Source organism: Baaleninema sp. (genome assembly GCF_049974805.1).
Taxonomy (GTDB): domain Bacteria; phylum Cyanobacteriota; class Cyanobacteriia; order Cyanobacteriales; family Geitlerinemataceae; genus Baaleninema.
On the sequence record NZ_JBNGCO010000096.1, the window covers coordinates 1 to 11,407 of the forward strand.

Sequence of the window (11,407 nt, forward strand, 5' to 3'; positions counted from 1 at the left end):
CACCCCGCGCTAAAGCGACGGGGCTACCAAGCTCCCGGACTTTTTACGTGTTCGCGTCCAGAATGCCCAATTCCGCAGCCACAGCTTTAGCACGCTGGCGGTTGTCCCCCGTCAACATATGCAGTTCCGCGCCGATGTCGCAGCGAAGCAATTCCAACACGGCGGGACTTTCCGGACGCACGGGATCGGTATATTGAATCGTGCCGAGAATCTGACCGTTACTGGCCAAGTAAATCGTAGGATAGGGCGTGCCTTTCAGGTCGCCGTGACGACGCCACAAAGGGTTTAAGTCCACGGCTTCCGCCACCATAAACCGCTCGCTTCCCACGAGAACGGAGGTTCCGTTAATTTGCGCCTTGATGCCCAATCCCACGCAATAATCCCATTGCTGGCGGGGCGGGATTTCGACATCTCTGGCTTTAGCGTAGGCGGTAATGGCAGCAGCGACGGGATGGGTGATGCGCTGTTCAGCGGCAGCAGCTACCCGGAGAACCTCTCGTTCGTCGATCGCATCGCTGGCAGTGCGCACGCCGATAATGGCCACGTCGCCTTGAGTCAGCGTCCCGGTTTTGTCGAAAACGATCGCATCGACGCGGGCGATTTGTTGCAACGCCCGTCCGCTTTTAATCAAAATGCCCCGTCGCGCCGCCGCACTCAAGGCAGCCATGACAGTAGTGGGAACAGACACCCGAATTCCCGTGGCAAAATCCAGAGTAAAAATCGAGGCCGCCCGCGCCGCGTTGCGGGTGGTGAAGAGCAGAGTTCCCCCCAGAATTAGCGTCGGTAACACAGCGCGATCGGCAATTTTCGCCGCATAGTTTTCAATGCGCGTGTCCTGTAGCGGCGCCTTTTGCAACAGTTGCAACATCTGTCCGGCGCGAGTGTCCGCCCCCAGAAACTCGGCGCGAAGGTAAATTTGTCCTTCCCGTACTAGGGTCGAGGCGTACACCGTTTCTCCCGAACGGCGCAAGCTGGGGAGGGATTCCCCGGTGAGTTTCTGTTCGTCGAGGGTCGCCCGTCCCCGTAAAATTGTCCCGTCTACAGGAACCTGTTCCCCGGGATAGACAATAACCGTGTCGCCTCGTTTCACGTCTTCGATGGGAATTTTGTGTTTTATTCCGTCCCGTTCCACCCACACCATCGGGTCTAAGAGACTCAGTAAATCGGCCGTTTTATCTTGGTAGGCGCGGGCGGTGCGATCGCGGATGGCTTCGCCGAGTTGGATGAGTGCCACCATACTGGAGGAGGCGACGAGTTGTTTTTGGGCGGTGGTGAGGACGAGAGCGCCCAAATCGAGGAAATCCACGTTGAGGCGACCTTGTCCGAACAAACTGGCGCAGGCGCGTTTGGCCACGGGGACGGCGGCCAGGGCGATCGCTCCTTGTTTCAACACCAGCGGAACCGACAGTCCCACCGGACCGCCCAGAATGGCCAGACTGGCGGCGAAGACGGGGAGTCGTAGGGACGACCAAAATCCTTTCTCTGGGGATACCTCCTGTTGGGAGAGTTTGCGTTGCACGTGCAGCGGAATGACGCTGGCGCTGGCAAGCTGGATTAAGTTACCCAGGCGATCGCGGATTTCGGCTTCGTCGCCGTTGGGGGTGTACGCGACCACGACACAGGCGGCCGCGCGATCGACCCGCACTGTATCGAAGCGATCGTCGAGTTCGATTAAGGCTTTGAGATGTCGCGCGTACTGGGCATCTATGAGTAGTTTGGGAACTCGAAATCGGATTCGCCCCGCGATGGCGTGAACGATGCAATAGGAAACAGTAGGACGATCTTGAATCAGACGTTCGGATTTGATAACGGACGGTTTCTGATAACACGCTGTATCCTGACGGGACGCCCGTTTGGGTTGGATGAGTACTTGAGTCATCCTCCTCCCTCCTTGGGCTTAACGGTCTGTTGTTGATGGATCTTGTTATCCCGGTTTTTCAAACGAATTCAACGGGGTTTAGGCGTTACCGAACGAGGTATTTGCCATCCAGTCGAGAAAAACGGACATGGCAGAGGATTTAAATCGCGACCAGGAAATGCTGGATTCGCCGGTTTCGATTTCAGTGGCTTCGGCGTCCGATCGTTGAGAATCCGACATCTCAGAATCCGACATCTTAGAATTCGATATTTCAGAATCCGACATCTCAGAATCCGACATCTCAGAATCAGAACCTCCGGGCGGTTGGGGACCGCGAGAGTTGTCCTCGTCCGGTGGCGAGACTTTACCGTTTTTCTCCTCCCCCTTCGGCGATTCCGAAACCGAGGTTTTCGAGGCGGACTCCAGCATTTCAGTGGCGAGAAGCAAACTGGCAATGCGGGCGCGAATTTCCCGAGACGAGCGGTTTTTGGGATAGGTGACGGTCACGGAAGCGTTGGCGGGGTTGACGCGAACGGCGGTAATTCCCTCTTCGATCGCCGCCAGATGTTCCAATCGTCTGCAAAAGGCAGCGTTTTCAGCGACCGGGGGTAAGCGCAGGCGCAAGCGTCCGGGGGTGTCGTGAACCACGACATCCGCCAGGGCGCGAGTTTCTGCCCTACTGCTGTCGTCTACCGGGATATCAGACGAAACCTCGTTCGCGTCGCGGAATCCGTCGAAATCGACAGCTTCGACAGCTTGGCGAGAGACAGCCGTGGCCAGCAGGTAGGCGGGAACGGCCGTCCAGCCGTAAATCCGGAGGGCGCGAACGATGGCAATTCCCAGCAGAGGTGGAACGAAGGACTTGAGACGTTCGAGGGCGGTGCGAAGGTCCTCGGAACGAATCGCAGCTTGGCTCTCGTCAGAGGATTTGCTGGGGAAAAGGGCAATGTCCGAACCGGACAGCGGCTCGAAAATTTCCGAAACGGTCGCGATCGCGGGATCGAACCGCACGGTCAGACTTCCGGTGTCTGGATTCGTGCGAATCTCGTCAATTCCTGTCTGTTCTCTCAACTGTCGAGCGAGGCTGTCGAGTTGGTCTGGGTCTGTTGTGTCTTTGACTCGCAACCGGACTCGACCGGATACCGCCGAAACGACTTCTACATCGCCGATTTCGCGGTTTGGGCGAAGTTCCCCCGTGGCATTCATCGTTCTCTCTTCTCAAGTCGTTAGTCCACTGAATCTTCTCCATCTCATCGAAGCGATGGAAGATTCCTGGTTAAGACTAGATTAAGACAGATCCATTCGGGCGATCGCGATTTCCTTGCAAAAATTTACATTTTGTGGTAGATAGCCCAAGCGGTTACACCACGGTCAACTCAGGGCGATTTCAGCCTGACGCCCGAGTTATCTGACCTGAACTTTTCCCAGTCAACGCAGGCTTCTGGGATCGAGGGCGTCCCGCAAACCGTCGCCGATGAGGTTGAACGAGAGAACCGTCAACACCACCAACAGCGCAGGCGGCCACACCAACCAGGGCTGAAACACCAAAATCGAAGCGTTCGTCGCACTGGCGAGGAGATTTCCCCAAGACGCATCCGGTTGCTGAATTCCCAACCCGATCAAACTCAACACCGACTCCGCCACGATAAACCCCGGAATCGCCAGCGTCGCCGCCACGATCGTATAAGTAGCCGTCTGCGGTAGCACGTGACGCACAATAATGTAAAACGGATTAGCGCCCATCGCCCGCGCCGCTTGCACGAATTCCGTTTCCTTAATCGACAACACCTGACCGCGAATCACCCGCGCCAACCCCGCCCAGCGGATAAACGAAATAATCGTCACGATCAGTAAAAATCGCTGGGCGCTGGACAATCCCGGCGGTAACACCGACGCTAACGCCACCAGCAGATAAATACCGGGAATCGTCATCAGCACTTCCACCAAACGCATAATTCCCGTATCGACCCAACCGCCGAAATAACCGGAAATTCCCCCGACAATTAAGCCGATGGGAAACGAAATCGCAATCCCCACTAAGCCGATAAACAGACTAATCTGTCCGCCGAACAGCAAACGGCTAAACTGATCCCGTCCCTGTTCGTCCGTTCCCAACAGGTTGATTTCCCCTTCGCCGACGGTACCGAAAAGATGAACGTCCGCCGGGAGAATTCCCAAAAAGCGATATTCGTATCCTTTCACGAACAGACGAATCGGGGAGGGTTGGGTGCGATCGACAATTAACTCTCGCTCTCCCGTCTCCAAATCCGTCGGTCCTTGTCGCACGGGATAGACGTAGGGGCCGACAAATTCCCCTGATGTATTCGTCCAGTGAATTGGCGTCGGCGGGAGAAGCGAACCGTCTTTTTGAACGTCGTTAACGGGATGGTAAGGGGCGAAAAACCCCGCTCCGATGGCGAGAACGTAGAATACTGTTAAAATCGAGACTCCCAATCGAGCCAAGGGATTCTTTTTAAATTTTTGCCACCAATTCATCGGCGTCGTCACGGAATACGGGAATACTCGCACAGTATACCGTTTCTCTCGGGGTCTCTCTGGGGTCGATGGGAAGTCTTCACCGACCTTCGATCGAGGGAACAGGGAACCGTCAACGAGCAACAGTTTTGACAGTCCCTCGTTGACATCTCGATAAGATCCCCGGCATCTTGGAGATGCCGGGGATCTAGAGTGCAGCAGGGATCTAGATCGCAACTCCAGAACCCAAGCTTCAAGAGGCTTTGGGCTGTTCGTGTTCGACGATAAAGACGTTGGAGTACAAATTGGCGAGAACTTGTTTTCCCTGTTGGGTAAGTTCGAGATAGCGCAAGGCATCTTTGATATAGGGATAAACGCCGTTCCAGTAAAATTTCGGGTAGCCTTGCCGTAAATGACCGGGTTTTTTATACCCCAAGGCTTGGTTAGTTCCAGTTTCCTCGAATTCGTAAAAGAGAGCCGAGATTTTTTTCAAGTATCGGGGATCGCTCAACTGTCCGATTAGGTCTGCCGCCCGCACTAAACCGGGATAGTGAATCGTATCTTGATGGTCTTCGAGGGAGGGGACGGGAAATCGCGTCAGTTCGATATTGCGTTTGATAATTTCGGCGTCGATGAGTTTGTGACCGCCGAATCGTTCGTCTACGAAGAGTTTGCCGCGATCGACATGATACGGCGTCAAACTGGCATCGGACGCTCCCGGCGGCAGACAGACGAACACGCCGTCTCTTCCGGTGGCGTAGAGTCCCGGTCGGTCTTGGCGACAGACGCCTTTTACATAGCCGATATCGTGACAGACGAGGGAAATAATGCAGTGCAACCAGTCGTCACAGGACACGCCTCCTTGACGGATGTGTCTCCCCCGCAGGATTTCTTGACCCACGAGGGTCACGAGAACGGTATGTTCGACGTTGTGATAGAGGGCGTCGCTGTTGGCTATGTTTTCCAGGGCCATGCCCCCCGCCCAGGCGATGATATCTTCGTAGTCGGGGTTCAAGCCGCCATAGGTGCGTCGGTAGCCGTCGCGCAGTTGTTCGACAAAGCGATCGATCGTGAGTTCGGTGGCGTTCAACATCAGCGATAAGGAATTGACAGTTTCGGTGGATCGGGTCGTTACTTTAATTTTAAGAAAATCTCGATGAGGCGATCGAGGTGATGGCGTTCGTGAGTCGCCATTAGGGTCACGCGCAGGCGACTGCTGGGTACGGTGGGCGGACGCACCGCCGAGACGAACAGCCCCGCGTCTCGGAAGGTTTTACCGAGGGCGAGAACGGTGGCGGCGTCTTTGACGCGGACGCAGATAATGGGGGAATTGGAGGGTAACAGTTGGAATTGGGGGGGGAGGGTTTCCGTCAAACGCTGTTTGAGAGCGTTGACGTTTTCCCACAGTTTCGCCCGCCGTTGGGGTTCCTTCTGTAGGATTTCGATCGCCCTTAACGCCGCTGCGGTATCGGCGGGAGATAACCCGGTGGTGTAAATCCAAGTGGGGGCGCGGTTTCGCAGGAACTCGACGAGGCTGGACGATCCCGCCACGTACCCGCCTAGGCTGCCCAAGGCTTTGCTGAGGGTTCCCATTTGGATGAGGGGGCGATCGCGACAGCCGAAATATTCCACGCAGCCGGAACCGCGATCGCCAAACACCCCGGTGCCGTGGGCTTCGTCCACCATCACCATGCACTCGAAGCGATCGCCGAGATCTAGCAGTTCGGGGAGTTGACAAATATCACCATCCATGCTAAATACGCTATCCGTTACGATCAGACAACGACGATAGTGCGATCGATGCTGTTGGAGTAGGGCGGTAAGGGCGTCGAGGTCGTTGTGGGGATAGTCGAAAACGGTCGCTCCGGACAGGAGGGCACCGTTTTTGAGGCTGGAGTGATTGTAGGTATCGGCGAAGATGACATCGCGGCGATCGACCAGAGCGGCGAGGGTGCCTAAATTGGCGAGATAGCCAGAACTGAAGACCACCGCATCTTCAGTTTGTTTGAAGGCGGCGATGGCCGCTTCGAGTTGGCGGTGTAAGGGGCGATGTCCGCTGAGCAATCGCGAGCCGCTGCTTCCGGTTCCGTAGGTGTTCGTGGCGTCTACGGCGGCGTTAACGAGGCGATCGTCTCCGGCTAATCCGAGATAATCGTTACTGGCGAAATTAATAAAACGCCGTCCGTCGAGTTGAATTTCCGCCCCCGGTCGTCCGTCTATTTCCGTCGGGCTGCGATACCAATTCGCTTTATGTATGGTTTTAAGAGATTTGTCGATCCAACGATAAACCACGGGAGAATTGATACTTGATCTTGTCTTATCATCCCATCATCCCATCATCCCGATTGCCTGAAAATCGAGACATCCAGGCGGCCAGACTTTCTGAGGCCGTCGCGCGGCCAGTTCCGTAACAGGCGCGTTTGCGCCATGCTAAGACGGGAAGATGGCCGGCGAAGCTATCCAGGGAATTGTCTAAATCTTCGTAACGCTTCCAGTTTCCCGCCTCTCGCCAGCCGACGCGATCGCAAAAATCGCTGTAGTTCTCGCCACTTTCTACCCAAATCTGCGCTTGGACGATCGCCCCAAATCTTCCTTCGCTGTACTCATACCACAAATTATTGATTGTGTCAAGGTCTGTATGGGGAAAACTGGCGATATCTTCGAGGCGCAACCAGCCTTCAACATCCCGTTGGGCGATGGCGAGAACGGCGTCCCAAGTCCAGAGGTCAGCCTCTCGCCAGCGATGTCGTTCCAAGAGAGCTTGTAGGGGGCGGTAATCGAGGCCGACATCAGAGGCGAGAGACCCGGCCTCGTCGTCGGTGTCGAGCCATTGTTCGAGGCGGGAGAGGGTGCGATCGATCCGCGAGAAATCGACGCTGGCGACGGTTTGAATCAACCAATCGAGTTGCTGGGCGAGGTGCGATCGCTCTTCTCGGGCTAGTTCCAGTTGAGTTTCGAGGGAATCGAGACGGTTGGTTTGGGGCGTTTCTGGGGTTGTTTCCAGGTGCGATCGCTGTCGTTCCCACATAGACTTAGCCCACTCGAGATGAGTGGGCTGACGCCGCAACGCTTCGATCGATTCCGGGGTCAGATCCCACCCGCAAACCGAACAGCAAAGGACGCCGTTCTCGTAAGGCGTTTGACAAACCGGACAAACCGACGACATTCAGAACCTAAAACTCGGGACTTAAAACTCGTCGTCTTCGTAACTATCGACCATGCTGGTATCGCGGTCTTGTTTGGAGCCAAGGAGATCGAGGCGATCGACCCGAATCACAGGTTTCGATCGATCCACTCCCGTATTGCGATCTTGCCAGTAATCGAACTTCAGAACGCCTTTGACCCCGATCAGACTGCCTTTGCGGACGTAGTTGATGGCGACTTCCGCCGTTTTACCCCACAACTCCAAATTAAACCAATCCGGTTTATCGCTGTTGCGGCTTCTGCGATCGACCGCTAGAGGAAAATTACACACGACATTGCCCGACTCAAAATAGCGAGAATCGGGATCGGCACCGACTCGACCCACCAGCGTCACCACATTAAGACTCATAGTTAAATTCCCGTTAGTTGAACGATACGTCAACCCTGATTATCACCTATCGATGGGTTGTCTCGCAAAGCCTTTTCACCGCCAAAGCTCGATCGAGAGATTTTGCCCAAACACTAGACGGAACGAACAAAACAATATAGAATCCACCTCGGTAATCGTAAACTATTGCGATCGAATCGTACACTAGAGCGTATTCGAGCTGGGAGGACGTAGGCGCGCGTGGGAATTTTAAGTCGCTTTTCACTCTCTAGAGACATGGGAATCGACCTGGGGACAGCGAACACCCTGGTCTATGTCTCTGGTAAAGGAATTGTCCTTCAAGAGCCGTCGGTTGTCGCGATCGACCAAGACGACAAGCTCCCCCTGGCCGTGGGAGAAGAGGCCAAACAGATGCTCGGTCGCACACCTGGAAACGTGGTCGCCCTGCGTCCGTTACGGGATGGTGTCATCGCCGACTTCGACACCGCCGAATTGATGCTCAAACACTTCATCAAACAAGTCCACGAAGGTCGGACGGGATTAGTCGCCCCGCGCATCGTCATCGGCATTCCGAGCGGCGTGACCGGCGTCGAACGTCGCGCCGTCATGGATGCGGCCATCCAAGCCGGAGCGCGAGACGTGCGTTTGATAGACGAACCCATCGCCGCCGCCATCGGTGCCGGATTACCCGTCGCCGAGCCGACGGGGAACATGATCGTCGATATCGGCGGCGGAACCACAGAAGTGGCCGTTCTCAGCTTGCAAGGGATCGTGTTGAGCGAGTCCGTGCGGGTAGCTGGGGACGAACTGAGCGACTCGATCGTGCAGTACATGAAAAAAGTCCACAACCTCGTCATCGGGGAACGGACGGCCGAAGAAATCAAAATTCAAGTGGGTTCGGCCTATCCCACCGACGAAGACGATGTAGTGATGGACGTGCGAGGCTTGCACCTGCTGTCTGGGTTGCCCCGAACCGTCACCATCAAAGGCCCCGAAATTCGCGAAAGCATGTCGGAGCCACTGTCGGTGATCGTCGAAGCCGTCAAACGCACCTTAGAACGGACGCCGCCGGAACTGGCCGCCGACATCATCGATCGCGGCATCATGCTCGCTGGGGGCGGTGCATTACTCAAAGGACTCGACACCCTCATCGGTCACGAAACCGGAATCGTCACCCACGTTGCAGCAGACCCCTTAAGCTGCGTGGTTCTGGGAACCGGACGAGTACTAGAAAACTTCAAGCAACTCGAGCGGGTCTTCCGAGGTCGCTCTCGCACCATGTAGGAGAAATAACCTTTGTTCGTCTTGCGTCGTTGGTGGGAACGATACGGCACGTTGGCACTCGTGGCAGCGGCGTCCGTTGGCGTAGCGGTGGCTTTCAAACAGACTGATGGGGCTGTAGTTTTCGAGCTGTACCAGCGTTTATCTCGCCCCTTCCAAACCGACCCCGCTCGTCAAAACGAACTGGTCAACGCCAGAATTCGCGAGTTGCAGCAGCGCTTGGCCGAAGTGGAGCAAGAAAACCAGCGCCTCCAAGAACTGCTCGATTACAAACCCCAAAGTACGGGAGAGCCGATTTTCGCCCCCGTCGTCGGTCGCAGTGCCGATCGCTGGTGGCAACACGCCCTGTTGGGTCGAGGTCGCAAAGACGGCATCGAAACGGACGACGTAGTGATGGCGTCGGGGGGGTTAGTCGGTCGGGTGATTAGCGTCACCGATAGCTCTAGTCGCATCTTACTCGTCAGCGATGCCAGCTCTCGCGTGGGGGTGACGGTGACGCGATCGCGAGCGATGGGAGTTTTGCGGGGGAAAGGCTCGAACACTGCCGTTTTGGAGTTTTTCGAGAAACTGCCCGACGTGCGCCAAGGCGATGCGATCGCCACCTCCACCTACAGTCAGCGATTCCCCTCGAAAGTGCCAGTGGGAACCGTGGTTTCCGTCAATCTCAACGCCAGTCCCGCACCTCAAGCAGAAATCGAACTCTCAGCGCCCTTGTCGGCGCTCGAGTGGGTCGTCGTGTATCCCAAGCCGTCGAAACCCCTTCCCGAAGGCTCTGCCGAACCGATCGAAGAGGATTTCGAAGAAGTGGAACTCGTCGATTGAAAGACGGCTGTGAGACACTGTTGAGAGAGACTGTCGTAATGCAACACCGCGCATCCTCCTAAATGGCAAACACGCGATCGATTCTGGGTTGGCACGCCTTCTCGCGCAGAGCATTAAACTGGGCGGTTACGATCGGCTCGGTGATGTTGTGTCTGCTGTTGTTGCCGACGCGGTTTCCCGGGATGGAACTGTTCGGCATGGCCCCCAACTGGCTGCTCATTTGGGTCGTCGCCTGGAGCGTCAAGCGATCGATGTGGGAAGGCGCAGTAGCGGGCATTGTGTTGGGGTTGTTGCAAGACGGCATGGTGGCAGACGTACCCACGCGGGCTATCAGTTTGGCCGTAGTGGGGATGCTCACGGCTCGGTTACAGAAACAGCGTTACATTCAAGAAGATTTTATTTCCGTGGCGTTAATCGTCTTCGGAATGTCCGTTTTAGCCGATACGATAACCGCCATTCAATTCAGTATTTACAGCCTGCGCTTGCCCGATCGCGCGTCGTTTTTATCCATCGAAGAAATTTGGGACTATTACCAACAAGTCGCCCTCGCCTCAGCAGTGTTAAGTAGTTTGTGGGGGCCGGTGCTGTACTATCCCCTGAACCATTGGTGGGAACGCCAGCGCGATCGCACTTGATGCAAAGGGAAGATGGGGAGATAGGGAGATGGGGAGATGAGGTGAAATCCCCTCCAGTCCGAAGGCGTTACAATCAGATCGATCGCCCCCCACGCCTCGGAGGAATTGAGTATGGTTTCCCCAACCGAACCTCAAGCCAAAACCCAAACAAAACCCATCGTCTACCCCGACAGCGACGGCAAACCCATGGCCGACAACACACTTCAATTTCGCTGGATCGTCACCATCAAAGAAAACCTCGAACTGATTTTCGCCGACAATCCCGATGTGTTCGTCGCCGGAGATTTACTCTGGTATCCAATAGAAGGAAACAACAAATTGCGCGTCGCCCCCGATGTTCTGGTAGCCTTTGGACGTCCAAAAGGAGAGCGCGGCTCTTACAAACAATGGTGCGAAAACAACATCGCGCCGCAAGTGGTGTTTGAAATCCTTTCCCCCGGAAACACCCTCAAAGAGATGACGCAAAAAGAGCATTTTTACGACGATTTCGGGGTCGAAGAGTATTACATTTACGACCCCGAAAAAAACGAATTCACTGGCTTAATTCGGGGGGAATCTCGCCTGGAAATTCTCGAAGACATTGACGGATGGACGAGTCCGCGTTTGGGAATTCGCTTCGAGTTAGGCGAAGACGAGTTAACCTTGTATCGTCCCGACGGTTCTCGGTTTGAGAGTTTGCAGCAAGTTCAAGCGCGTTTGAATGCAGTACAAGCCGAACGCGATGCAGTGCAAGCCGAACGAGACGCCGCACAAGCCGAACGAGACGCCGCACAAGCGAAAGCCGAACAACTAGCACAACGATTG

11 protein-coding genes are annotated in these 11,407 nt (G+C 55.5%); 4 read left to right on the plus strand and 7 right to left on the minus strand.

Annotation, left to right across the window (positions count from 1 at the left end):
- Positions 1-43: 43 nt before the first annotated feature.
- From ACP5D4_RS16565 to ACP5D4_RS16595, 7 genes are all read right to left on the minus strand, one after another.
- Positions 44-1,879, minus strand: a complete 1,836-nt coding sequence (locus tag ACP5D4_RS16565; RefSeq protein ID WP_428012732.1) for an HAD-IC family P-type ATPase — start codon at positions 1,877-1,879, stop codon at positions 44-46.
- A gap of 78 nt (positions 1,880-1,957) precedes the next feature.
- Positions 1,958-3,064, minus strand: a complete 1,107-nt coding sequence (locus ACP5D4_RS16570) for a hypothetical protein (RefSeq protein ID WP_428012733.1) — start codon at positions 3,062-3,064, stop codon at positions 1,958-1,960.
- A 222-nt stretch (positions 3,065-3,286) separates the two neighbouring features.
- Entirely contained in the window at positions 3,287-4,354 is a 1,068-nt protein-coding gene (locus ACP5D4_RS16575) for an ABC transporter permease (protein WP_428012746.1), read from the minus strand.
- A 232-nt stretch (positions 4,355-4,586) separates the two neighbouring features.
- Positions 4,587-5,426, minus strand: a complete 840-nt coding sequence (locus ACP5D4_RS16580; RefSeq protein ID WP_428012734.1) for an Npun_R2479 family HD domain-containing metalloprotein — start codon at positions 5,424-5,426, stop codon at positions 4,587-4,589.
- A 38-nt stretch (positions 5,427-5,464) separates the two neighbouring features.
- Positions 5,465-6,625, minus strand: a complete 1,161-nt coding sequence (gene bioF / locus ACP5D4_RS16585) for an 8-amino-7-oxononanoate synthase (protein WP_428012735.1) — start codon at positions 6,623-6,625, stop codon at positions 5,465-5,467.
- A 28-nt stretch (positions 6,626-6,653) separates the two neighbouring features.
- Positions 6,654-7,499 carry a GUN4 domain-containing protein gene (locus ACP5D4_RS16590; protein ID WP_428012736.1) on the minus strand — a complete coding sequence of 282 codons (846 nt, stop codon included), beginning with the start codon at positions 7,497-7,499 and terminating at the stop codon, positions 6,654-6,656.
- A 21-nt stretch (positions 7,500-7,520) separates the two neighbouring features.
- Entirely contained in the window at positions 7,521-7,886 is a 366-nt protein-coding gene (locus tag ACP5D4_RS16595; protein ID WP_428012737.1) for a single-stranded DNA-binding protein, read from the minus strand.
- Positions 7,887-8,141: 255 nt separating this feature from the next.
- Between ACP5D4_RS16595 and ACP5D4_RS16600 the strand changes: the two genes are divergently transcribed.
- From ACP5D4_RS16600 to ACP5D4_RS16615, 4 genes are all read left to right on the plus strand, one after another.
- A complete protein-coding gene (locus ACP5D4_RS16600) occupies positions 8,142-9,149 on the plus strand; it encodes a rod shape-determining protein (RefSeq protein WP_017660262.1) in 1,008 nt (335 codons plus the stop codon).
- A gap of 12 nt (positions 9,150-9,161) precedes the next feature.
- Entirely contained in the window at positions 9,162-9,968 is an 807-nt protein-coding gene (gene mreC / locus ACP5D4_RS16605) for a rod shape-determining protein MreC (protein ID WP_428012738.1), read from the plus strand.
- Between the two features lie 62 nt (positions 9,969-10,030).
- Entirely contained in the window at positions 10,031-10,603 is a 573-nt protein-coding gene (gene mreD, locus ACP5D4_RS16610) for a rod shape-determining protein MreD (RefSeq protein ID WP_428012739.1), read from the plus strand.
- A 111-nt stretch (positions 10,604-10,714) separates the two neighbouring features.
- The coding region (locus tag ACP5D4_RS16615) for a Uma2 family endonuclease (RefSeq protein WP_428012740.1) at positions 10,715-11,407 on the plus strand (693 nt) is incomplete at its 3' end.